This is a genomic window from Actinosynnema pretiosum, assembly GCF_002354875.1.
GTDB lineage: Bacteria > Actinomycetota > Actinomycetes > Mycobacteriales > Pseudonocardiaceae > Actinosynnema > Actinosynnema auranticum.
Genome location: NZ_CP023445.1, coordinates 1,844,395 through 1,867,466 on the forward strand (window position 1 = coordinate 1,844,395; position 23,072 = coordinate 1,867,466).

The following is a 23,072-nucleotide window of genomic DNA, read 5'->3' on the forward strand; positions in this document are numbered from 1 at the left end:
TAGCTCCGGGCTCGCGGCAACGTCAACGGCGGGTTTCCGACATCTGGCCGACACGCGAACCCCCTGCGGTTAGGCCAAGTGCGCCCCGCGCCCGCGCACCGGCGCACGCGGGTCGGCGGCCCGCTCCAGCAGCGCCGCGACCGGCAGCGTCGCCGCGCCGACGGCCACCGCGTCGGGCCCCAGGCGCCCGGCTTCCAGGCGCACCCTGGCGAACGGGTGCCGCAGCGCGTGCTCCCGCGTCGCCGCCACGATCGCGGGCAACCAGTCCCCGCCCAGTGCCGCCCCGGCCCAGCCGCCGAGCACGATCCGCTCGGGGTTGAACAGGTTCACCAGGGTCGCGATCCCCGCGCCCAGGTATCCCACCGCCTCCTCCAGCACCCACGTCGCCAGCGGCGACCCGCCGGCTGGTGGCGCCCCGACTGCCAACGCTGAGCCATCTGCCATGGGCGATCCGGCCGCCAGAGGCACCCCGCCCACCAGAGGCACCTCGCCCACCAGAGGCACCTCGCCCACCAGAGGCGATCCGCCCGCCAACGGCACCCCGCCCGCCAGCGGCGATCCGCCCACCAGAGGCGATCCGCCCGCCAACGCTGAGCCGCCCGCCAGGGGCGATCCGCCCGGCCGCGAAGCCGCGCCTGCCACGGGCAACCTGCCCGTCAACGAGGACTCGCCCGCCGCCGGTTCCCCGCCTGCCAACGGCGCCCCACCCGTCAACGCTGAGCCGCCTGCCAGCGGCCCCCCGCCTGCCAGCGGCACCCCGCCTGCCAGCGGCGATCCGCCCGCCAGGGGCGATCCGCCCGCCGTCCGCGTCCCGTCCGCCCGCGCGGTCCCACCCGCCAGCGCCACCAGCTCCGCGAACGCCGCCCGCTCGTCCCCCTCGCCCAGCTCCCCGCCCAGCTCCCGGTACCGGTCCAGCACCGCCCCCGCGCCGACGTACGCCTCCAGGCACCCGCGCGCCCCGCACCGGCAGCGCCGTCCGCCGTGGACGACCGTGGTGTGCCCCCACTCGCCCGCGCTGCTGGTCGACCCGCGCTGCGCCGCGCCGTCCGCCACCACCGCCGCGCCGACGCCGGAGGCCAGCAGCGCCACCACGACGTGCCGCGACCCCCGCCCGGCGCCGAACCACATCTCGGCCTGGCCCTGGGTCTTCGCGCCGTTCTCCACGAACAGCGGCAGCGTCGTGCCGCCCGCCCTGACCAGCTCGGCCAGCGGCACGCCCGACCAGCCGAGGGTCTGCGCGTGCACGAGCGTCGCCGCGCCCCACGGCGCGCCCCCCGCCCCGCCGCGCCGCTCCACCTCGCCCGGCACGCCGATGCCCACGCCCAGCACCGAGCCCTGGTCCGCCCCGGCCAGCGCGATCACCTCCGGCACGGCCGCGGCGATCAGCGCGCCCACCGCGAGCGGGTCGGTGGGCGGCAGGTCGTGGTCGAGCGCGGCGATCCGGCGCAGCGCCAGGTCGAACAGCTCGACGGCCACCCCGGTCTCGCCGACGTCGACGCCGACCACGTGCCCGTAGCCGGGGTTGACGCGCAGCAGCGAGCGCGGCCTGCCGCCGTCCGACTCGACCGTCCCCGCGCCGACGACGAGCCGCTCGTCGACCAGCCCGGCGGTCGCGGTGGACACCGTGGCGGCGCTCAGGCCGGTCCTGGCGACCAGCTCCTGCCTGCTCAGCGGGCCTTCGAAGTACAGGGTCGACAGCAGGGCCGATCGGTTCTGACGTCGCAGGTCGCGCACGGTGGCGCGCTTGGCAGGCATGGTCGGCAGGATGCCGCCCACTTCCTTCACGACTTAAAATTAGACTAAGTTTGTAACCTGTTCGTTATTGACGTGACCTGACTCACCGGGGTTGAGTCTTCGGCAACCCGAGGACGCGCACCGTCCCACCCGCGATGGCACACGCGGTCCGACCCGACCTGGCGCTCGCGAACACCCGTTCCCACAAGGAGAAACCATGCGACTCAGGCGAACGGCCGCCCTCGCCCTCGCGGCGATCACGGCCTTCACCCCGCTCGCCGCCTGCTCCACGAGCAACCAGGGCGCGCAGTCCCAGGCCGGTGTGCTGAACGTGGGCAAGCCGGACGGCCCGCAGACCGAGAACAACAACCCGTTCCTCAACTCGTCCGCCGCGACGATCATGGGCTACCGCAGGCTGATCTTCGAGCCGCTGACCATGGTCAACGAGACCGACGCGACCCAGGAGCCCACGCCCTGGTTGGCCAGCGAGTGGGACTGGCAGGACAACTACTCCAAGCTCGTGCTGACCGTGCGCGAGAACGTCACCTGGTCCGACGGCAAGCCGCTCACCCCGGCCGACGTCGCCTACACGTTCACCCTGCTCAAGAACAACCCCGGCCTGAACATCCAGGGCCTGCCGATCGACGGCGCCACCGTCGACGGCGGCAAGGTGGTGGTGAGCTTCCCGCGCTCCCAGTTCACCAACCGCAACAAGCTCCTGGAGCAGTTCATCGTCCCGGAGCACGTCTGGTCCACCTACGCGAACCCGTCCACCGAGACGGTCAAGCAGCCGGTCGGCAGCGGCCCGTACACGCTGAAGTCCTTCACCCCGCAGACCCAGACCCTCGTCGTGCGGGACAGCTACTGGCAGGAGCTGCCGCAGGTCAAGGAGGTCCGGTACACCGCGTACGCCGACAACAACGCGCAGACCACCGCGCTGGCCAACGGCACCACCGACTGGAGCTTCGTGTTCATCCCGAACTACGAGGCCGTCTACACCAGCAAGGACCCGCAGCACAACAAGCTCTGGTTCCCGCCAGTCCTCGGCATCCACGGCCTGTGGTTCAACACCAAGAGCGCCCCGTGGGACAACCCGGCGCTGCGCCGCGCGGTCAACCGGGTGGTCAACCGGCAGGACATCTTCGTGCAGGGCGAGGGCGGCTACTTCTACCCGAAGGTCGACAACATCACCGGCATCCCCACGCCCGCCGGTGACCCGTTCATCGCCGACGAGTTCAAGGGCAAGACCGTCGAGGTGGACGTCGCCGCGGCCAAGAAGGAGCTGACCGACAACGGCTTCAGCTACGACGGCGACAAGCTCAAGGACCCGTCCGGCAAGCCCGTGACGCTGAAGATGACCGTGCCGTCCGGCTGGTCCGACTACGTCACCAACGTCGAGATCATCAAGGACAACGTCTCCGACATCGGCATCGAGGCCACCGTCGAGCTGCAGAACGTCGACGCCTGGACCAAGGCGCTGGACACCGGCGACTTCCAGGCCGCGCTGCACTGGACCAACAACGGCCCGACGCCGTACGACATCTACCAGTCCATCATGGACGGCGCGCTGTACAAGCCGGTCGGCCAGGGCGGCATCAACGGCAACTACGGCCGCTACGAGAACCCCGAGGCCACCGCGGCGCTGGAGCAGTACGCCACCGCCCCCGACGACGCCTCCCGCACCGCCGCGATGACCCTGCTCCAGCAGATCTTCGTGCGCGACATGCCGGTGATCATCACCTCGGCGGCCAACGGCGGCGGCGAGTACACCACCCGCAACTGGACCGGCTGGCCCGACGCCGAGAACCCCTACGCGCCCGCCCAGATGACCCTGGAGAACGCGCTGCAGATCGTCCTCGAGCTGAAGCCCGCCGCATGACCGAGCGCTCCGCCTCGGCCTCCGGGACCACCGACGTGGTCCTGGAGGCCGATGGCCTCACCAAGCACTTCCCGCTGCGGGGGCGCGGGAGGCAACTGCTGACCAGGGGCGCCCGCGCGGTGCACGCCGTGGACGACGTCACGCTCGCGCTGCGCGCGGGCCGGGTCACCGCGCTGGTCGGGGAGTCCGGCTCGGGCAAGTCGACCGTCGCCCGGTTGCTCGCCCAGCTCTACCCGCGCACCTCCGGCGAGATCCGGCTGCGCGGCGAGGTCACCGCCGTCAAGGGCGGCCGGGCGTTCCGGGGGTACAGCAAGCGGGTCCAGATGATCTTCCAGGACCCGTTCGCCTCGCTGAACCCCGTGCACACCGTGCGCTACCACCTCACCAGGGCGCTGAAGATCCACGGCAACGCCGGGAAGAGCGCGCAGGAGCTGGAGGCCGCGCTGTCCGACCTGCTCACCCGCGTGCAGCTCACCCCGCCCGAGCGGTACGCCGACAAGTTCCCGCACGAGCTGTCCGGCGGCCAGCGCCAGCGCGTGGCCATCGCCCGCGCGCTCGGCGCCGACCCCGAGGTGCTGCTCGCCGACGAGCCGGTGTCGATGCTCGACGTGTCGATCCGCCTCGGCGTGCTGAACCTGCTGCGGGACTTGAAGGAGCGCCTGCACCTGGCGATCCTGTACATCACCCACGACATCGCGTCGGCGCGCTACTTCGCCGACGAGACCTGCGTGATGTACGCCGGGCGCGTGGTCGAGGGCGGCGACAGCGAGACCGTCACGCAGAACCCCGCGCACCCGTACACGCAGCTGCTCATCGACTCCGCGCCCGACCCCGATCGCCCCGCGGTGGAGTCGAAGGACGGGGGGAGCGGTGAGCCCCCCAGCCTCATCGACCCGCCGTCCGGCTGCCGGTTCAACCCGCGCTGCCCCTTCGCGATGGACGTGTGCCGGGAGAAGGTCCCGCCCCGGTTCGACGTCGGCGACCAGCCCGGCCACTTCGCCGCCTGCTGGCTCTTCGACGCGGAGGTGAGCGGGAGGTGAGCCAGGTCCTCAAGCGCACCGCCTTCTACGCGTTCACCGCGTGGGCCGCGCTGACCATCAACTTCTTCATCCCCCGGCTCATCCCCGGCGACCCGGTCCAGGCCCTGATCACCAAGTCCAGGGGCCAGATGACCACCGAGGCCGTCGAGTCGCTGTACATCCTCTTCGGGCTGGACGAGGAGGCGAGCCTGGTCGAGCAGTACTTCCGCTACCTCGGCCAGATCCTCACCGGCGACCTCGGCATGTCCTTCACCTTCTTCCCCACCCCGGTGTCGGAGGTGATCAGCGGTGGCCTGCCGTGGACCGTCGGGCTGGTCGGCATCACCACGGTGCTCGGCTTCCTGCTCGGCACCGCGCTCGGCACGGTCGTCGGCTGGCGGCGCGGCTCCCTCGCGGACCTGCTGATCCCGGTCACCACGTTCCTGTCCTCGATCCCGTACTTCTGGCTGGGCCTGCTCGCCATCGCCCTGCTCGCCGGTCCCGGCAGCTTCTTCCCGGCCTCCGGCGCGTACGAGATCGGCCTGGTGCCGAACCCGGACCTGGAGTTCGCGGGCAGCGTGCTGCGGCACGGCCTGCTGCCCGCGCTGACGATCCTGGTGTCGTCGATGAGCGGCTGGATCCTGAGCATGCGCAACATGATGGTGACGGTGTCGTCCGAGGACTACGTCACCGTCGCGCACGCCAAGGGCCTCACCGACCGGCGCGTCATGGTCGGCTACGCGGCGCGCAACGCCCTGCTGCCCAACGTCTCCGGCTTCGCGCTCTCGCTCGGCTTCATCGTCGGCGGCACGCTGCTGGTGGAGATCGTGTTCTCCTACCCCGGCCTCGGCCTGCTGCTGTTCCAGGCGGTCGGCGCCAAGGACTACCCGCTCATGCAGGGCATCTTCCTGATGATCACGCTGTCCGTGCTGGCGGCCAACTTCCTGGCCGACCTCGCCTACCTCGCGCTCGACCCGCGCACCCGACGGGAGGGCTGAGCGATGGCCGTCATCCCCACCACGACCGGGACCGCGCCCTCCGCCGCGCCCGCCAAGCGCAGCAGGCTGCGGTTCGTCGCGAACCCCAAGGCCACCACCGGACTCGTCGTGCTCGGCCTGTTCGCGCTGATCGCCGTGATCGGCCCGTGGATCGCGCCCCACGACCCGTCCGCGCGCAGCTCCGACGTCATGCAGGGCCCGTCGGCGGCGCACTGGTTCGGCACCACCCACCTCGGCCAGGACATCTTCAGCCAGGTGGTCGTGGGCACCCGCAGCGTCATGCTCGTCGGGTTCCTCGCCGCCGCCATCGCCACCGTGCTGTCGGTGCTGGTCGGCGTCACCTCCGGCTACCTCGGCGGGTTCGGCGCGGAGGGCCTCTCCGCGCTGTCCAACGTCTTCCTGGTCATCCCCGCGCTGCCGCTGATCATCATCATCACCTCGTCGCTGCCCGAGACCACCGACGTCACCATCGCGCTGGTCATCGGGCTCACCTCGTGGGCGTGGAACGCGCGGGTGCTGCGCGCGCAGACGCTGTCGCTGCGCCGCAGGGACTACGTGGAGGCCGCGCGCGCCACCGGCGAGTCCACCTGGCGGATCATCGTCTTCGAGATCATGCCGAATCTGACGGCGGTCATCGCCTCCGGCTTCGTCGGCACGGTCATCTTCGCCGTCGTCTCCGAGATCACCCTGGCGTTCATCGGGGTGTCCGCGAGCGGCACCTGGAACTGGGGCACCGTGCTGTTCTGGGCGCAGGGCCAGCAGGCGCTCGCGCAGGGCGCGTGGTGGTGGTTCGTGCCCGCCGGGCTGGCGATCGCGTTCCTGGGCACCGCGCTGTCGCTGGTGAACTTCGGCATCGACGAGTTCGTCAGCCCGCGCCTGCGCGGTGGCGGCAGGACCACCGCGAAGACCGAGGACGGCCGCACCGTGCGGATGCGCGTCGGCTTCACGCCGGTGCTGGCGCCCGCGCCGAAACCCGCCGCCACCAAGGACATCCCGGCTGCCACCGGGGAAATCCCGGCCGCAGGCAAGGACATCCCGGCCGGGGGCCGCCGCACCGGGAACACCACCGAGGGCGATACTGCCCGCACCACCGGGGAGGGGGAGTCGTGAGCGAGCCGGTCCTGGAGATCCGAGCCCTCAACGTCGACTACGGCCTCGGCGCCGACGCCGTGCGGGCCGTGCGCGACGTCGACCTGACCCTGCACCGCGGCGAGGTCCTCGGCCTCGCGGGCGAGAGCGGCAGCGGCAAGTCCACCCTCGCCTACGGCATGACCAGGCTGCTCCCGCCGCCCGGCGTCGTCGCCTCCGGCGAGGTGCTCTACCACGGCCCCGACGGGCCCGTCGACGTGCTGCGGATGTCCGACGAGCGGCTGCGCGCGTTCCGCTGGGCCGAGACCGCGATCGTGTTCCAGGGCGCGATGAACTCGCTCAACCCGGTCAAGCGGATCTCCACCCAGCTCACCGACGTCGTCGCAGCCCACGACCCGAGCAGCACCAAGGCCTCCCGGCTCGCGCGGGCCCGCGAGGTGCTCGCGCTCGTCGGCATCGCCGCCGACCGGCTCGACAGCTACCCGCACCAGCTCTCCGGCGGGATGCGCCAGCGCGTCATGATCGCCATGGCGCTGGTGCTGGAGCCCGAGGTCGTGATCATGGACGAGCCGACCACCGCGCTGGACGTGGTGGTGCAGCGGCAGATCCTGCGCCAGCTCGTGGACCTGCGCGAGCGGCTCGGGTTCTCGGTCGTGTTCATCACCCACGACCTGTCGCTGCTGGTCGAGTTCTCCGACCGGATCGCGATCATGTACGGCGGGCGCATCGTCGAGCAGGCCGGGTCCTCGGAGATCTACCGGACGCCGCTGCACCCGTACAGCGAGGGCCTCCTCGGCTCGTTCCCCGCGCTGCGCGGCCCCCGCCGCCTGCTCGCGGGCATCCCCGGCTCACCGCCGGACCTGCGCGGAATGCCCTCGGGCTGCGCGTTCCACCCCCGCTGTCCGCGCGCAATGGAGCGTTGCGGTGTGGAGGTCCCGGCGCTCGGCCTCCCCGGCGACCAGCCGGGCGCCGACCGCGCCGTGGCCTGTTGGCTGCACCCCGTTCACGACAACGGGTCCTGACCTCCAGGAGGAGATCCACTGTGGACACCACCGCACGCGCCGCCGGGTTCGACCCGGCCATCGCGTCGCTGCCCCCCTCGTTCCGCTGGGGCGTGGCCACTTCCGCCTACCAGATCGAGGGGGCGGTGGCCGAGGACGGGCGCGGACCGTCCATCTGGGACACCTACTGCCGCGTCCCCGGCATGGTGCACGAGGGCGACAACGGCGACGTGGCCTGCGACCACTACCACCGGATGCCCGAGGACGTGGAGCTGATCCGCTCGCTCGGCGTCGACACCTACCGGTTCTCGGTGGCCTGGCCGCGCGTCCAGCCGGGCGGCGTCGGCCCCGCCAACCCCAAGGGCCTGGCGTTCTACGACCGGCTCGTGGACGAGCTGCTCGCCAAGGGCGTCGACCCGTGGGTGACGCTCTACCACTGGGACCTGCCGCAGGAGCTGGAGGACGCGGGCGGCTGGCCCGTCCGCGACACCGCCTACCGCTTCGCCGACTACTCGATGCTGGTGTTCGACGCGCTGCAGGACCGGGTGCGCACGTGGACCACGCTCAACGAGCCGTGGTGCTCGGCGATGCTCGGCTACCACGTCGGCAGGCAGGCGCCCGGCCGCACGCACTTCCCGGACGCCATCAAGGCCGTGCACCACCTGCTGCTCGGCCACGGCCTGGCCACCCGGCGGATGCGCGAGGCGGCGACCAAGCCCACCGAGTTCGGCATCACGCTGAACATGGGCCACGCCGCGCCCGCCACCGACAGCGAGCTCGACCGCGAGGCCGCCCGGCGCGCGGACGGCCTCGGCAGGCGCATCTACCTGCACCCGGTGGTCACCGGCGAGTACCCGGCCGACGTGGTCGCCGACCTCGCCGCGCGCGGCGCAGAGCTGCCCGTGCGGGAGGGCGACCTGGAGCTGATCTCCCAGCCCATCGAGGTGCTGGGGATCAACCACTACACCAGCTCCAGGTACTCCGGCACCGCCGAGGACGGCTCGACGGTCGACGCGGACGGGCTTCCGGTGGACCGGGAGCTGCGCTACGGGCGGCCGGTCACCGCGATGGACTGGGAGATCGTGCCGGAGCAGTTCACCGAGCTGCTGCTGCAGAACGCGCGCGAGTACCCCGACCTGCCGCCGATGGTGATCACCGAGAACGGGGCGGCGTTCGACGACGTCGTGTCGCCGGACGGGTCGGTGGACGACGCGGACCGGGTGGCGTACCTGGACTCGCACATCGCGGCCGTCGCGCGGGCGCGCGAGGGCGGGGCGGACGTGCGCGGGTACTTCGCGTGGTCGCTGATGGACAACTTCGAGTGGTCGTACGGGTACGAGAAGCGGTTCGGGATCGTGCACGTGGACTACGAGACCCAGGTGCGCACGCCCAAGGCGAGCGCGCTCTGGTACCGGGACGTGGCCGAGCGGGTCCGGGAGGGCTGAGGTTCTTCTCCCCCGAATGCGGCGGTCGGGATTCTCCCGGCCGCCGCTCCGCGTTCCGGGGAACGCGCTGAACTGGCGTTTCGGTTATTTCCGCACAATCGGCGATACCCCAAGGAATGAATTCAAGTTCATCCCATCGTGGAATTCGTGCAACGCCCGCGACGGGTGCCGCGATGACCGGTGCGTCCGGGACCAACGCGGAGAGGAACCTCATGGGGCGGGTAGCGGGGGAGGGCGGCGACCGGGCGCGGCGGTGGGACGACGCGCCCGGCGGGTGGTTCGCCCTGGACAGCGGCTCGGGGGCGCACGGGGTCGAGCGGTTGGGGGCGCCCGATCCCGGTGCGGCGGCCGACCGGGGCTTCATCCGCGACGTCGCCGACTTCGTCCTGGGCATGGGCGCGGCGGGGGTGACCGCCGACCGGGTGGTGCTGCGCGAGGAGGCGTGGAACGACGGCATCGAGCTGTTCTTCGGCGTCGCCGCCCTGCGCCCCGGCGCGGTCCCCGCCGCGGGCCTGGTCCTCACCGCCGCCGAGCTGGGCTACCTGGCCAGGGCCAAGCCCAGCGCCCTGCCCGCCCTGTGCGCCGAGCTGCGCCTGCCCACCTCGCCGGAGGCGGTGGCGGCGGGCGCGGCGTCCCTGCTGGCCAGGGGCCTGGCCGTCGAGCAGGGGGCGGAGCTGGTGCTGCGCGACGAGACGGCGGCCGTCCTGGCCGCGCTGGAGAGCGCCGACCGGGTGACCGCGATGCTGGCGGAGAACGCCCTGGCGTACGCGATCACCGGCCCGCGCGTGCACCTGGCGCTCCTGGCGCTCGGGCGGGCCCGCTTCGCGGTCCGCCTCCTGGACCGCGCGACACCGGTCGGGCAGCAGGCCCGGCTGTTCCTGGAGCGGCACCTCGGGAAGGCGGAGCGCGCGACGGACTGGTTCGACGCCGGGCACACCAGGGGGTTCGGGGTGGGGCGGGCGGGAGCGCAGCCGGTGGTGGGGCAGCCGGTGGTGGGGCAGCAGGCGGGCAGGCCGCCGGGGCCCGCCGCGCAGCCGCCCACCGCGTTCCCGGCGAACCCGCTGCCCACCAGGACACCCGCGCCCCCGACCGGGCCGCCCGCAACCGCGAAACCACCCGCCACCGCGGGCCCACCTGCGAACCTGCTCCCCGTGAGACCACAACCGCCCGCCGCCGCCCAGCCGCGCGCCGCCCAGCCGCGCGCCGGCCAGCCGTCCGCCGGCCAGGCGACCGCTGCCCAGCCGCGTGCCAGCCAGCCGTCGACCGCGCAGCCGTCCACCGCTCGGCCGCCCGCCGGCCAACCGCCCACCAGCCAGGAACCCGCTGCCCAGCCGCGCGCAGGCCAGCCGTCTACCGCTCGGCCGCCCGCCACCCAGGCGACCGCCGCGCAGCCGTCCACCGCTCGGCCGCCCGCCGGCCCACCACCTACCAGCCAGGAACCCGCCGCCCAGCCGCGCGCCGGCCAGCCGTCCGCCGGCCAGGCGACCGCTGCCCAGCCGCGCGCCGCCCAGCCGTCCGCCGGCCAGGCGACCGTCACCCAACCGCCCGCCGCGCTCCCCGCAGGCCGTCCCCCGGTCGCCGCGCCGCCCGCCCAACCGCCCCCCACACCCCACCCCAGGGGCCGCGCCGCCGTCCTGGTGCGCACCCGCACCGCCGCCTGGTCCGGCAGCATCGGCATCGCGGTCGACGAGGACGGCGGCTGGGCGACCTCCCTCGGTGGCGCCGGGCGGGCCGACGCGGCGTCCGGGTTGGCCGAGCTGTTCCGGTCCCCGTCGTTCGGGCCCGCCTCCCTCGGGACCGCGCCGTTCGGGACCGCGCCGTTCGGGACCGCGCCGTGCAGCTGACCGCGGGCATGGCCACCGACGTCGGCCGGGTGCGCCACGACAACGAGGACTGCGCGCTGGTCGGCGCGCACGTGTTCGCCGTCGCCGACGGCATGGGCGGGCACGCGGCGGGCGAGGTGGCCAGCGCGCTCGCCGTCGCCGCGCTCCGCGACCTCGACGCCACACCCGCCCGCCGCGTCGGCGACGTGCAGCGCGCGCTGGAGGAGGCCAACGACGCGATGCTCGCCGAGGGCGCCACCGACCCCGGCAAGCGCGGCATGGGCACCACCGCCACCGGCATCGCCATGGTCGACGTGCTCGGCCAGGCGCACTGGGCGGTGTTCAACATCGGCGACTCGCGGGTGTACCGCCTGTTCGACGGCGACCTCGCCCGTCTCACCACCGACCACTCGCGCGGCCACGTCCTCACCCGCTCGCTCGGCGTCGACCGCACCCCCACCCCCGACCTGCTGGTCATGCCGCCCGCCGCGGGCGAGCGGTTCCTGATGTGCTCGGACGGGCTCACCAACGAGCTGGACGACGCCGAGATCGCGCACGTGCTGTCCCGGATCGCCGAACCGGGCGTGGCCGCCGACGAGCTGGTGCGCCGCGCCGTCGAGGCCGGTGGCCGGGACAACGCGACGGCCGTGGTCGTGGACGTGGCGGTGCCCCGGTGAGCGAGGTCGCGTACTCGCCCGGCCAGTGGGTCGCCCTGGCCGGGGAGGGCACCTGGCTGCTCGTGGAGGCCGACCCGGACGCCCGCGTGGTCGAGCGCTGCTGGCGGCTCGTCCGCTCCGGCTCGCCGCTCGACCCGGTGGTGGAGGTGCTGCTCCGGCACGCCAGGGGCGGCGCGTGCGCGGTCCGGTACCGGTCGGACGAGCGGCGGGTCGTGCTCACCGGCGACGCCAGGTTCGCCGGGGTGCGCGCCGGGACCGGCTGGTTGGACGAGCCGCTCGACCCGGACCTGGACGAGCTGTTCCTGGACTCCGGCTGGGACCCGCCCGGTCCCGTGCTGCCGCTGCTCGGCGGGGTGGTCGGGGCGTCGGCGCTGCACGTGCGCACCGGCGCCGCCCCGCGCCCGCGCAGCGGCGACGAGCACCGCGCCGCCGCCAGGCACGCCGAGGACCACCGCCCGCGCGAGGACGAGCAGGTGGTGTCGGCCATCCAGTCCCTGGGCGGCGACCCCATGGCGGGCATCGGCACCTGGACCGCAACCCGTGCTCCCCTTTGACAACCGGAACGGGCTATTGCCCCGGCGTCGCGGGCCGTACCGAGGTGAGCAAACGCACGGGAGGAGATCGCCATGACCACGAACCTCACACCCAGGGAGCACGCCGTCCTGCGCGCGGTGGCGGAGGGCCGCTGCACGCTCGACCAGGGGAACCTGATGGTGGACGGGCTGTCGTGCTGCGACCAGTTCCTCGGCCGCAGGCTGGTCGTGGCCGGGCTGATCGCGGGCACCTCGGGTCCCGTCGTGCTGACCGAGACCGGTCGCGCGCTGCTCGGCGCGCCGCCGCAGGCGGCGTGAGCGCGAAGCCTGCGGGCGGGCGCCCCGGCGGCGCTCGTCCGCGGGGACCGGCCACCCGGCGCGCCCCGCGCGGCGGAGCCTGCCCCACCGGCGGGACCACCCGCAGCCCCGTTCGGGGCAGCGGACCGTGCGTCCGGGTGACGCGCCGCTTCTGGTGACCGCCCGTGCTCGTTCTGTCGTGCGCGCCGCGCCGGGCGCTCCTAGCCTCGGGGCATGGCTGATCTGGCGGCACGACGACACCCGGTGGTAGGACTGGCGGCGTTCGGCGCAGCGGTGGCGCTGGTCGCCGTGGCGGGATCGCTCGCCTCGATGTCCGCGGCGACCGAGTACCAGGCCCTGGAAACCCCGTCGTGGGCGCCGCCACCGTGGCTGTTCGGTCCGGTGTGGACCGTGCTCTACGTGATGATCGCGGTGTCCGGGTGGCTGTTCTGGAAGCGCGAGGGCGTGCGCTGGGAGCTGGGGCTGTTCGCGGCGCAGCTCGTGCTGAACGGCCTGTGGACCCCGCTGTTCTTCGCCGCCGACCTGTACGCGGTCGCGCTGGCGGACATCGTCCTGCTCCTCGCCTCGATCGTGGCGCTGATCGTGGTGTTCCTGCGGCGCGGCCACCGGGCGTCCGGGCTGCTGCTCGTGCCGTACCTGCTGTGGGTCGGGTTCGCGACGGCGCTCAACGCGGCGATCGTGGCGCTGAACTGACCCCGCCCGAAGTTCACCCGCGAGTGGGGCGGTGCTCCGGTCGAACGAGGACCGGAGCTGACCGCATCGCCTCGTAGGTTCCCCCCAGACCACGAAAGAGGGGGAACCATGACCACCGCAGCACCCGCCGCCGGTCCCGCGAACAGCACCGCCGAGGCCGCCGACCTGGTCGAGGCGCTCCAAACCCACCGGGGGTTCCTGCGGCACACGCTGGGCGGCGTGACGCGGGAGCAGCTGACCGCGCGGAGCACGGTGAGCGAGCTGACCCTGGGCGGCATCGTCAAGCACCTCACGGCCATGGAGGCCGAGTGGATGCGCTTCGCCAAGGGCGAGCCGCACGTGATGGACTTCCCCTCGGACCCGGCCGGGCTGGCCGTTGTGGAGGAGGCGTTCCGCGAGGAGTTCCGGATCGCGGAGGACCAGACCGCCGAGGAGCTGCTGGCCGAGTACGCGCGGGTCGCGGCGGAGACCGACGCGGCGATCCCCGGACTGGACCTGGACCGGGCGCGGGAGCTGCCGATCGCGCCGTGGTTCGAGCCGGGCGCGACCAGGACGGTGCGGCGGGTGCTGGTGCACCTGATCGCCGAGACCGCGCAGCACGCCGGGCACGCGGACATCATCCGCGAGTCGATCGACGGGCAGAAGACGATGGGCTGACGGGGCGCGGTCCCGGCCGACGCCAACGGTGCGGGGCGAGGGCGGCGGGCGGTTCCGGGTGCACCGGGACCGCCCGCCGTTCCGCCCGGCTTCCCGGCAGGTCAGCTCTCCAGCAGGTCAGCCCTCCAGCAGGCCCGGCGCGTGGTCCGGGGGTTCCAGGCCGAGGTGCTGCCAGGCCAGGGCCGTCGCCACCCGGCCGCGCGGGGTGCGGGCCAGCATCCCGGCGCGCACCAGGTACGGCTCGCAGACCTCCTCCACGGTCGTCGGCTCCTCGCCGACCGCCACCGCCAGGGTCGACACGCCCACCGGGCCGCCGCCGAACGAGCGCACCAGCGCGCCGAGCACCGCCCGGTCCAGCCGGTCCAGGCCCAGCTCGTCCACGTCGTACACCGCGAGCGCCGCCCGCGCCACGTCCAGCGTCACCGCGCCGTCCGCCCTGACCTCGGCGAAGTCCCGCACCCGGCGCAGCAGCCGGTTCGCGATGCGGGGCGTGCCGCGCGAGCGCCCGGCGATCTCGGCCGCGCCGTCCTCGCGCAGGTCGACGCCCAGGATCACCGCCGACCGTCGCACGATCAGGTCGAGTTCCTCCGGCGTGTAGAACTCCATGTGACCGGTGAACCCGAACCGGTCGCGCAGCGGGCCGGTCAGCGCGCCCGACCGGGTGGTGGCCCCGACCAGGGTGAACGGGGCGATGTCGAGCGGGATGCTGGTCGCGCCCGGACCCTTGCCGACCACGACGTCGACCCGGAAGTCCTCCATCGCCAGGTACAGCATCTCCTCGGCGGGGCGCGCCATGCGGTGGATCTCGTCGATGAACAGCACGTCGCCCTCGACCAGGTTCGACAGCATCGCCGCCAGGTCGCCCGCCCGCTCCAGCGCGGGCCCGGAGGTGATGCGCAGCGACGCGCCCAGCTCCGCCGCGATGATCATCGCCAGGCTGGTCTTGCCCAGGCCGGGCGGGCCGGACAGCAGCACGTGGTCCGGCGGCGCGCCCCGGCGCATCGCGCCGTGCAGCACCAGCTCCAGCTGCTCGCGCACCTTCGGCTGGCCCACGAACTCGCGCAGGTCCTTCGGGCGCAGCGTGGTCTCCAGGTCGCGCTCGCCCGGCTCGCGCACTGGGTTCAGCGCCTCCTCGCCGTCGAACCCGCCGTCGAACCCGCCGTCCGCGAACTCGCCGAAGTCGGTGAAGTCGGCGCCCCCGAACCCGGTCACTTCTTGCGCCCCAACCCGGACAGCGCCTTGCGCAGCACGACCGACGTGCCGAGCGACGGGTCCTCGGCGAGCACGCCGTCGACCGCCGCCTCGGCCTGCTTGGCCGGGAACCCGAGCCCGAGCAGCGCCTCCACGACCTGGTCGCGCACCCGGCCCACCGCCACCACGCCGTCGGCGGCGGGCGCGGTCGCGAGCTGGCCGACCTTGTCCCGCAGCTCGATCACCAGCCGCTCCGCGCCCTTGCGGCCGATGCCGGGCACCTGGGTGAGCACGCTGACGCTGCCCTCGGCGAGCGCGGCCCGCAGCTTCTCCGGCTCCAGCACGGCCAACGTCGCCAGCGCCAGCCGGGGGCCGATGCCGGACACGGTCTGGAGCAGGCCGAACAGCTGCCGCGAGTCGGCGTCGGCGAACCCGAACAGCGTCAACGAGTCCTCGCGGACCACCAGCGCCGTCGACAGCACCGCCTCCTCACCGCGCCGGAGCGAGGCGAGCGTGGCGGGAGTCGCCTGCACGGCGAACCCCACCCCGCCCACCTCGACGACGGCGTGGTCGAGACCGATGGACAGCACCTGTCCGCGCAGCGACGAGATCACGAGGACTTCCCTCCGGGTTCAGCGGCGGCCGACGGGAGGTCGGCGGAAAGAGCGGTGAGAGCGGCCGACGGGAGGTCGGCCGGTGGAGCGGTGGGTGGGGCAGGGGGTGGAGCGGCCGGTGGTGCGGCCGGTGGGGCGGTGGGTGGAGCGGCTGGCGGGACGGCCGGTGGGGCTGCCGGCACGACGACCGATCCGCCAGCGGGCGCGGACGCCGGGGTGGTGGCGACCGGCGTGGTGGCGGGCGTGGCCCGCACCCCGCCCGTGGGGGGCGCGGTCCGCGCGGCCCGCGCCTGCGCGGCGGCCGGGGGAGTGGTCCCGCCCGAGGTGGCTCGGCGGGCGGTGGTGGAACGGGGTGTGGCGGTGGTGCGCTTGTCAGTAATAAGGGGGTCGCCTGCGCGAGTGGTCGCGCCCCCGGTCCGCGCCGCAGCGCCACCGGCCCGTGCCGCAGTCCCGGCGGCGCCCCCAGCCCCGGTCCGCGCCGCGGCACCACCGGCCCGCGCCCCAGCCGCAGCCCCAGCCCCGCCGACCGCCCCAGCCCCACCGACCGCCCCCGCCAACCGCGCCCGGTGGTTCCTGGCGATCTCGGCGGCCCGCGCCTGGGCCTGCTCCAGGCGCGACTTCATCGGCGCCCGCCACAGGTGGCAGATCGCCAGGGCCAGCGCGTCGGCCGCGTCCGCGGGCCTCGGGGCGACCTTCAACCCCAGCACCTTCGTCACCATCGCCGTGACCTGCGCCTTGTCCGCGCGCCCCGACCCGGTCACCGCCGCCTTCACCTCGCTCGGCGTGTGGAACTCCACCGGCAGGTCGCGCCGCGCCGCCGCCAGCGCCACGATCCCGCCCGCCTGCGCCGTCCCCATCGCCGTGCGCACGTTGTGCTGGCTGAAGACCCGCTCGATCGCCACCACGTCCGGCGCGTACCGGTCCAGCCACACCTCGACCGCGTCCGCCAGTTGCAGCAACCGCCGCGACAGGTCCTCGTCCGCCGGGGTGCGCACCACGTCCACCGCCACCGGCCGCACCGTGCGCCCGGTCCCGCCGTCGACCACCCCGAACCCGCAGCGGGTCAGACCGGGGTCGACCCCGAACACGCGCACGCCCGCTCACGCCCCTCGACTCGTCCGGTGGTCACCCGGTTGGCGAACACCAGTTCGACAGACCTTAGTGTTCCCCATCGCCGGGGGCGGGAGCGCAACGCGGGACGGGGGCCGCCCGCGGCGTCGAGCCCACCCTGGCGCATTCCACGCGGAAGCGCGCTCTGCGTGATCGAAACGCACCCCCCGATCGACAGAGCGTCACGGGATGGTTACAGTGGCTGTGGTCCACAAGGCGAGCCAGTCGCGGCAGGCGGGTGCCATGTCCCTGAAGCGGTTCGGCGTCGTGGCCGCCCTCGTCGGGGTGGTCCTGTCCGTCCTCGTCGCCCTGGTCGTGTCGGACGCGCTCGGCCGCGAGGTCTCCGTCGCGCTGGACAAGTTCTCGCAGCTCGTCTGGGCCACCGCCGCCCTCGTCTGCTTCTGGGGCGAGGCCGCCCGCCGCACCGGCCCGGCCCGCCGCTGGCGGATCTGGATGACCGGCGCGCTCGGCTGCCTGGTGCTCGGCCTGTGCGCCTGGACCTGGGGCCAGGTCGTCCTCGGCGCCTCCCTGCCCACCTCCGCGCTCGCCCAGGCCGGGTTCACCCTCGTCCCGGTGCTCGCGCTCGGCGCGGTGCTGGTGCTCGGCGGCGGACCGGCCGAGGTCGGGGCCGCGCGCGGCAGGCTCGTGCTCGTGCTCGACGGGCTGATCGTCGTCGGCTCGCTGTTCGTCCTCACCTGGGTCGCCGCCCTGGAGTCGATGCTGCGCAAGTGGGCCGCCACCGGCCTGTCGTTCCTGCCCGTGGTCGCGCACCCGGCCGCCTACCTGGTGCTGTTCGTGGTGCTGCTCGTCCTCTCCTGGACGCACCGCCCGGTCCGCCAGTTGCCCATGCTCTTCCTGGGCCTCGCCGCGCTGGCCCAGTCGTCCTCCGGCTGGGTGTTCGCCTACCTGGTCAGCACCGGGACCACCGAGATCCCGACCTCCGCCGACATCGGCTTCATGATCTGCCCGGCCCTGCTCCTGCTGGCCGCCCTCGCCCCCGCCGGCGTGCGGCGCGGCCGGGCCGACGAGGGCCTGCTGCGCGCGGGCGAGCTGCTGCACCTGCTCGTCCCGTACCTGCCGATGGCCGCCACCGGCCTGTTCGTCGTGGTCGGCACCGCCACCGGCACCCCGCTCAAACCGCTGGAGATCTACGTCGGCCTCGGCGTCGTCGGCCTGGTCGTGCTGCGCCAGCTGCTCACCCTCATCGACAACGTCCGCCTGGTCGAGCAGCTGCGCGACAGCCGCGAGCGGCTGCGCCACCAGGCCTACCACGACCCGCTGACCGGCCTGCCCAACCGCGCCCTGTTCCGCGAGCGCCTCGCCGCGGCGCTGTGCGCGGACGGCCCGATCGCGCTGCTGTTCATCGACGTGGACGGGTTCAAGGAGGTCAACGACAACTACGGGCACGCCGAGGGCGACGCCGTGCTGCGCATCGTGGCGCAGCGGCTCCAGCGCTGCGTGCGCGAGTGCGACACCGTGGCCCGCCTCGGCGGCGACGAGTTCGGGGTGCTCATCGAGGGCGACGCGCCGCCGGACGAGGTGGGCCAGCGGGTGCTGCGGGTGCTCGTCGCGCCGCACCGCACCGCGCTGGGCGAGCACCGCATCCGGGCCAGCGTCGGCATCGCCCGCCGCGCCCACGGCCAGCCGGTCGCCCCCGACGACCTGCTCGGCGACGCGGACGCGGCGATGTACGCGGCCAAGCGCCTCGGCAAGGGCATCGTCGTCGGCGCGGGCGGCGGCCAGATCGGCGGCCCGGTGGGCGCCATCGGCTGACCGGGGGGCGTTGATCGTCAACGGACGGTGGCCGCCGCCCCGCCCGCCGCTGTCAAGGCCCGCACCCGCCCGACTGCGGCAAACCGCTCGAACCTCCCGCGACCGCGCCGCGCCGCCCACCCCGGAACCCACCCCCGAGCACTCCCGCCGCAGCTCAACCCGGCTACGCCCCGTGCTCGCGCCCCGGTCGCCGCACCCCCGGACGGCCCCGCCCCGACCACCTCCACCGCCCCTTGCCCACCCCCGTGCCGGTGGCGCTGCGTGATCGGCAACCACGACCTGGCACAATCGGCCACGGCGTCTGGAGAACCGGACGTTCCGGGCACCCACGCCCAGCCACGTCCGCCGATCGGAGAATGATGGACCTCTCTTCCTTGATGTTCCCCCTGCTCCTCATCCTGTTCGCGGTGCCGCTGTTCCTCAGCGCCCGCAAGCAGAAGAAGGCCGCGGCCGAGCAGCAGGAGCTGCTGGCCGCCCTCGAGCCGGGTGACCGGGTCATGACGACGTCCGGCCTGTTCGCCACGGTCGCGGACGCCAGCGACGAGGCCACCATCGACCTCGAGGTCGCCGACGGCGTGGTCACCACCTGGCTGCGCCAGGCGGTCCGCGAGAAGGTCGACACCAGCATCGACACCACCGACGAGGCCGACGAGGTCTCCGCGCGCGAGTCCGACGCCGTCGTGGACGCCACCCCGGCCTCCTCCGCGATCGTCGCCCCGCCGCTCGACGCCAAGCAGGACAGCAAGAACTGACACCGGCCGCCACGGCCGTCCGGGCGACACCGGCCTGGGGTTGGCAACTGTGAACAACGCCGACTCCAGGCAGTGACGCGCGGCTCACATGACGCGGGGTACGCTGCGCCCTCGCTGAACTTTGTCAACTACCAGGAGACGGACGGACCGTGGCACCTCCGGCCGGGCAAATCCGCCCCGCGAAGTACTTGGGCGCGTTTGTCCTCATCGTGGCCGTGCTGTACGCCTTGGTGTTTTTCACCGGCAACGGCTCGGCGATCCCCAAGCTCGGCATCGACCTCCAGGGCGGCACCCGCGTCACGCTGACCGCGCGAGCGCCCGACGGCAAGACGCCGACGGACGAGGCGCTCAACCAGGCCAGGACGCTGATCGAGACCCGCGTCAACGGCCTCGGCGTCTCCGGGGCGGAGGTGGTCCGGGACGGCAGCAACCTGGTCATCACGGTTCCCGGCTCCGACAGCGAGGGCGCGAAGAGCCTCGGCCAGACGGCCAAGCTGAACTTCCGCAAGGTCATCGGCGCCCCGCTGGCGAACCAGCCCGCGCCGAGCACCGAGACCCCGCCGTCGACCAGCGGCTTCCCGGCGCCCACCAGCGGCAGCCAGGCGCCCGCGTCCGGCACGAGCACCCCGCCGTCCGAGGGCGCCTCCGCGCCGTCGACGACCGGCCAGGGCCGCCCGGCTCCCGCGTACCGGCAGCAGCCCTCCAGCGACGCGGCCCAGCCCTCGCAGAGCGGCCAGCCGCAGCAGTCCGGCGCACCGGAGTCCGGGGCCCCGCAGTCCGACGCCCCGAACCCGGCGACCGACCCCTCGCAGGTCGACTGCCAGGCCGTGTTCCTCGGCAACTACTCCGAGGACACCACCAAGGCGATCACCGAGGCGCGCACCTGCCGCCAGGACGCCGCGCTCACCACGCTGGACGCCTCGACCGTGCAGCAGGCGCTGGCCGCCTTCACCTGCCCGACCACCGACCCGCTGCTGGGCAACGACGACCCGGCCCTGCCGCTGCTGACCTGCGACCAGGACCGCGTCACCAAGTACGTCCTCGGCCCGGTCAACCCGCCCGCCGACGGCAGCGTCCCGGACAGCGACTACTCCATGTACTCCCGGCTCACCGGTGAGGACATCGACAACGCGGTCTCCGGCACCGACCCGCAGGGCGCCGGCTTCGTGGTCAGCCTGACCTTCAAGGGCTCGGGCGGCGACAAGTGGGGCAAGTTCACCTCCGCCAACGTGAACCAGCAGGTCGCGGTGGTCCTGGACAGCCAGGTGGTGTCCGCCCCGAACATCAACGAGCCCATCCTCGGCGGCTCGACCCAGATCAGCGGCCAGTTCGGCCAGCGCGAGGCCGACAACCTGGCCAACGTGCTCAAGTACGGCTCGCTGCCGCTGTCGTTCGAGGCCTCCGAGGCCGAGACCGTGTCGGCCACCCTGGGCCTGGCCTCGCTGGAGGCCGGTCTGATCGCCGGCGCCGTGGGCCTGTTCCTGGTGTTCTTGTACTGCGTCTTCTACTACCGCCTGCTCGGCCTGCTGACGATCCTGTCGCTGGTCCTGTCCGGCGTCATCGTCTACGCGGTCATGGTGCTCCTCGGGCGCGTCGTCGGCTTCACCCTCGACCTCGCGGGCATCGCCGGTCTGATCATCGCGATCGGCATCACCGCCGACTCGTTCGTGGTGTTCTTCGAGCGCCTCAAGGACGAGATGCGCGAGGGCCGCTCCTTCCGCTCGGCCGTCCCGCGCGCCTGGGTCCGCTCGCGCCGCACGATCCTGTCCGCCGACGCGGTCAGCTTCCTGTGCGCGATGATCCTGTACGTCATCGCGGTCGGCCAGGTGAAGGGCTTCGCCTTCACCCTCGGCGTGTCCACGGTGCTCGACCTGATCGTGGTCTTCCTGGTGACGCACCCGCTGGTCGCGATCATCTCGAAGTCCAAGTCGAAGTTCCTGAACAACCCCAAGGTCATCGGGCTCGGCGACGTCGCGCACGCGGCGCACCTCAAGGCCCCCAAGAGCACCGGCACCGCCGTGAAGGAGGCCTGACGTGTCGAGCACTCCGCGCAAGGCGAGCGTGTTCCAGCGCCTCTACGTCGGCAACGGCGCGTTCGACATCGTCGGCAAGCGCACGCGGTGGTACGGGATCTTCGGCGCCATCCTGGTGGCCTCGGTCCTGCTGGTGGTCTTCAAGGGCTTCAACCTCGGCATCGACTTCACCGGCGGCACGCGCATCCAGATGCCCGCGCAGACCGGCGAGGGCACGTCCATCTCGCAGGAAGCCGTCCAGGACAGCTTCAAGAAGTCGGTCGGCGAGGACGCCACCTCGGTGCAGACCGTGGGCACCGGCGACGCCGCGACGTTCCAGATCCGCTCCGAGACGCTGACCACCCAGCAGATCGACGGCCTGAAGAACACGCTGAACGACGACCTGAAGCCCGAGGGCGGCCTGTCCTCGGTCAGCGACAGCGCCGTCTCCGCCTCCTGGGGCGGTGAGATCACCACCAAGGCGCTCCTCGCGCTGCTGATCTTCTTCATCGCGGTGATGCTGTTCCTGGCGCTGTACTTCGAGCTGGCCATGGCGGTCGGCGCGCTCGTCGCCGTGGTCCACGACGTGGTCATCACCGCGGGCGTGTACTCGCTCGTCGGCTTCGAGGTCTCGCCCGCGACCATCATCGGCCTGCTGACGATCCTCGGCTTCTCGCTGTACGACACGGTGGTCGTCTTCGACAAGGTCAGGGAGAACACCCGAGGCATCCTCGGCCTGACCCGCCGCACCTACGGCGAGGCCACCAACCTCGCGGTCAACCAGACCCTGATGCGCTCGATCAACACCTCGCTGATCGCGCTGCTGCCGGTCATGGGCCTGCTGGTCGTCGGCGTCTGGCTGCTCGGCGTCGGCACCCTGAAGGACCTCGCGCTGGTGCAGCTGGCAGGCATGGCGATCGGCGCCCTGTCGTCCATCTTCATCGCGCCCTCGATCGCGGTCGACCTGAAGATGCGCGACCCGCGCTACAAGGCCCAGGCCGCTCGGGTCAAGGCCCGCCGGGACAACGTGGCCCGCAAGAACGCCGCGGGCGCGGTCGTCGAGGACGAGGTCGAGTCGACCGACGAGGACAGCCTGGAGGCCGAGCTCCGCAAGGAGAAGGCCTTCACCGCCGCCGCGGGCGTGCCCGCGCGGCACGCCAAGGCCGCCGACGCGCGGCGCACCAACCGACCGACGGGCAAGAAGCAGCGTTGAAGCTAGAGCACGCGCTCGGACTCATGCGTGAGGTCCCGGACTTCCCCCAGCCGGGGGTCCTGTTCCGGGACCTCACGCCCGTCCTGGCCGATCCAGAGGCGCTCCGCGCCATGACCGACGCCCTCAGCGGCACGGTCGAACCCGGCACCACCGTCGTCGCGGCCATCGAGTCCAGGGGCTTCCTGCTCGGGTCCGCGCTCGGCTACGGCCACGGCTACGGCGTCGTCGCCCTGCGCAAGCCGGGCAAGCTGCCCGCCGTGTCGCACCGGGTCAGCTACGAGCTGGAGTACGGCACCGCCACCCTGGAGCTGCCCGCCGGGCTGATCCAGCCCGGCCAGCGGGTCGTCGTCGTGGACGACGTCCTCGCGACCGGGGGAACCGCAGCCGCCGCCTGCCAGCTCGTGGAGCACGCGGGTGGGGTCGTCACCGGCGTCTCCGTGGTCCTCGAACTGGTCGGACTGGGTGGTCGGGACCGCCTTTCGGGTTACCCCGTGCGGACCCTGCTCACGCTGTGAGCACGTGATCACGGTCGGCGTTCCCC

At 73.4% G+C, this 23,072-nt stretch carries 20 protein-coding genes and 1 pseudogene; 17 read left to right on the top strand and 4 right to left on the bottom strand.

The features are described 5' to 3' along the window. Positions 1 to 69: 69 nt before the first annotated feature. Entirely contained in the window at positions 70 to 1,785 is a 1,716-nt protein-coding gene (locus tag CNX65_RS37745) for an ROK family transcriptional regulator (RefSeq protein WP_269770690.1), read from the bottom strand. Between the two features lie 166 nt (positions 1,786 to 1,951). Between CNX65_RS37745 and CNX65_RS08370 the strand changes: the two genes are divergently transcribed. From CNX65_RS08370 to CNX65_RS08425, 12 genes are all read left to right on the top strand, one after another. Beyond that, on the top strand, positions 1,952 to 3,613 hold the full coding sequence (locus CNX65_RS08370; RefSeq protein WP_096492252.1) for an ABC transporter substrate-binding protein: 1,662 nt from the start codon (positions 1,952 to 1,954) through the stop codon (positions 3,611 to 3,613). Continuing rightward, entirely contained in the window at positions 3,610 to 4,653 is a 1,044-nt protein-coding gene (locus tag CNX65_RS38285) for an ABC transporter ATP-binding protein (protein ID WP_096492253.1), read from the top strand. The genes CNX65_RS08370 and CNX65_RS38285 overlap by 4 nt, the downstream gene beginning before the upstream one ends. Next, complete coding sequence (locus CNX65_RS08380; RefSeq protein ID WP_096492254.1) at positions 4,650 to 5,630, top strand: ABC transporter permease; 981 nt, start codon at positions 4,650 to 4,652, stop codon at positions 5,628 to 5,630. Before CNX65_RS38285 ends, CNX65_RS08380 begins: the two co-directional genes overlap by 4 nt. Positions 5,631 to 5,633: 3 nt before the next feature. Continuing rightward, positions 5,634 to 6,740, top strand: coding sequence for an ABC transporter permease (locus CNX65_RS08385; RefSeq protein ID WP_232519752.1), 1,107 nt, complete (start codon positions 5,634 to 5,636; stop codon positions 6,738 to 6,740). Continuing rightward, positions 6,737 to 7,741 carry an ABC transporter ATP-binding protein gene (locus CNX65_RS08390; RefSeq protein ID WP_096492255.1) on the top strand — a complete coding sequence of 335 codons (1,005 nt, stop codon included), beginning with the start codon at positions 6,737 to 6,739 and terminating at the stop codon, positions 7,739 to 7,741. The genes CNX65_RS08385 and CNX65_RS08390 overlap by 4 nt, the downstream gene beginning before the upstream one ends. A 20-nt stretch (positions 7,742 to 7,761) precedes the next feature. After that, on the top strand, positions 7,762 to 9,165 hold the full coding sequence (locus CNX65_RS08395; RefSeq protein WP_096492256.1) for a GH1 family beta-glucosidase: 1,404 nt from the start codon (positions 7,762 to 7,764) through the stop codon (positions 9,163 to 9,165). Positions 9,166 to 9,338: 173 nt separating this feature from the next. Further along, positions 9,339 to 11,009, top strand: a complete 1,671-nt coding sequence (locus tag CNX65_RS08400) for a hypothetical protein (RefSeq protein WP_096492257.1) — start codon at positions 9,339 to 9,341, stop codon at positions 11,007 to 11,009. Then, positions 11,000 to 11,665, top strand: a complete 666-nt coding sequence (locus CNX65_RS08405; protein ID WP_096492258.1) for a PP2C family protein-serine/threonine phosphatase — start codon at positions 11,000 to 11,002, stop codon at positions 11,663 to 11,665. The genes CNX65_RS08400 and CNX65_RS08405 overlap by 10 nt, the downstream gene beginning before the upstream one ends. Continuing rightward, the gene (locus CNX65_RS08410) at positions 11,662 to 12,219 is read left to right on the top strand and encodes a hypothetical protein (RefSeq protein WP_096492259.1); all 558 of its coding nucleotides are present in this window, start codon (positions 11,662 to 11,664) and stop codon (positions 12,217 to 12,219) included. The genes CNX65_RS08405 and CNX65_RS08410 overlap by 4 nt, the downstream gene beginning before the upstream one ends. A gap of 72 nt (positions 12,220 to 12,291) precedes the next feature. Next, entirely contained in the window at positions 12,292 to 12,516 is a 225-nt protein-coding gene (locus tag CNX65_RS08415; protein WP_096492260.1) for a hypothetical protein, read from the top strand. 213 nt (positions 12,517 to 12,729) lie between these two features. Beyond that, complete coding sequence (locus tag CNX65_RS08420) at positions 12,730 to 13,209, top strand: TspO/MBR family protein (protein WP_096492261.1); 480 nt, start codon at positions 12,730 to 12,732, stop codon at positions 13,207 to 13,209. A 108-nt stretch (positions 13,210 to 13,317) separates the two neighbouring features. Then, the gene (locus tag CNX65_RS08425; protein ID WP_096492262.1) at positions 13,318 to 13,866 is read left to right on the top strand and encodes a DinB family protein; all 549 of its coding nucleotides are present in this window, start codon (positions 13,318 to 13,320) and stop codon (positions 13,864 to 13,866) included. 117 nt (positions 13,867 to 13,983) lie between these two features. Here the strand turns inward: CNX65_RS08425 and ruvB are convergent, their stop codons facing one another. The 3 genes and pseudogenes from ruvB to ruvC form a co-directional block, all read right to left on the bottom strand. Next, entirely contained in the window at positions 13,984 to 14,982 is a 999-nt protein-coding gene (gene ruvB / locus CNX65_RS08430; RefSeq protein ID WP_232520137.1) for a Holliday junction branch migration DNA helicase RuvB, read from the bottom strand. A 92-nt stretch (positions 14,983 to 15,074) separates the two neighbouring features. Next, positions 15,075 to 15,671 (bottom strand): Holliday junction branch migration protein RuvA, encoded by a 597-nt coding sequence (gene ruvA / locus CNX65_RS08435; protein WP_096492263.1) that lies wholly within the window; start codon positions 15,669 to 15,671, stop codon positions 15,075 to 15,077. A gap of 485 nt (positions 15,672 to 16,156) precedes the next feature. Next, positions 16,157 to 16,765, bottom strand: a pseudogene (gene ruvC / locus CNX65_RS08445) (crossover junction endodeoxyribonuclease RuvC); the annotation flags it as partial. 205 nt (positions 16,766 to 16,970) lie between these two features. Between ruvC and CNX65_RS08450 the strand changes: the two are divergent. From CNX65_RS08450 to CNX65_RS08470, 5 genes are all read left to right on the top strand, one after another. Then, the gene (locus CNX65_RS08450) at positions 16,971 to 18,554 is read left to right on the top strand and encodes a diguanylate cyclase domain-containing protein (protein ID WP_096492264.1); all 1,584 of its coding nucleotides are present in this window, start codon (positions 16,971 to 16,973) and stop codon (positions 18,552 to 18,554) included. 377 nt (positions 18,555 to 18,931) lie between these two features. Continuing rightward, positions 18,932 to 19,306 (top strand): preprotein translocase subunit YajC, encoded by a 375-nt coding sequence (gene yajC, locus CNX65_RS08455; protein ID WP_177154632.1) that lies wholly within the window; start codon positions 18,932 to 18,934, stop codon positions 19,304 to 19,306. Positions 19,307 to 19,455: 149 nt separating this feature from the next. Next, positions 19,456 to 21,339, top strand: a complete 1,884-nt coding sequence (gene secD, locus CNX65_RS08460; RefSeq protein ID WP_096492265.1) for a protein translocase subunit SecD — start codon at positions 19,456 to 19,458, stop codon at positions 21,337 to 21,339. Between the two features lies 1 nt (position 21,340). Beyond that, positions 21,341 to 22,531 (top strand): protein translocase subunit SecF, encoded by a 1,191-nt coding sequence (secF, locus tag CNX65_RS08465; protein WP_096492266.1) that lies wholly within the window; start codon positions 21,341 to 21,343, stop codon positions 22,529 to 22,531. Continuing rightward, entirely contained in the window at positions 22,528 to 23,046 is a 519-nt protein-coding gene (locus tag CNX65_RS08470; protein ID WP_157767550.1) for an adenine phosphoribosyltransferase, read from the top strand. Before secF ends, CNX65_RS08470 begins: the two co-directional genes overlap by 4 nt. The last annotated feature ends 26 nt before the right edge of the window (positions 23,047 to 23,072 follow it).

Coding starts and splice junctions, on each gene's coding strand:
- CNX65_RS08370 (WP_096492252.1), top strand. CDS start 1,952: ATGCGACTCAGGCGAACGGCCGCCCTCGCCCTCGCGGCGATCACGGCC.
- CNX65_RS38285 (WP_096492253.1), top strand. CDS start 3,610: ATGACCGAGCGCTCCGCCTCGGCCTCCGGGACCACCGACGTGGTCCTG.
- CNX65_RS08385 (WP_232519752.1), top strand. CDS start 5,634: ATGGCCGTCATCCCCACCACGACCGGGACCGCGCCCTCCGCCGCGCCC.
- CNX65_RS08400 (WP_096492257.1), top strand. CDS start 9,339: ATGACCGGTGCGTCCGGGACCAACGCGGAGAGGAACCTCATGGGGCGG.
- CNX65_RS08415 (WP_096492260.1), top strand. CDS start 12,292: ATGACCACGAACCTCACACCCAGGGAGCACGCCGTCCTGCGCGCGGTG.
- CNX65_RS08420 (WP_096492261.1), top strand. CDS start 12,730: ATGGCTGATCTGGCGGCACGACGACACCCGGTGGTAGGACTGGCGGCG.
- CNX65_RS08425 (WP_096492262.1), top strand. CDS start 13,318: ATGACCACCGCAGCACCCGCCGCCGGTCCCGCGAACAGCACCGCCGAG.
- CNX65_RS08450 (WP_096492264.1), top strand. CDS start 16,971: ATGGTTACAGTGGCTGTGGTCCACAAGGCGAGCCAGTCGCGGCAGGCG.
- yajC (WP_177154632.1), top strand. CDS start 18,932: ATGTTCCCCCTGCTCCTCATCCTGTTCGCGGTGCCGCTGTTCCTCAGC.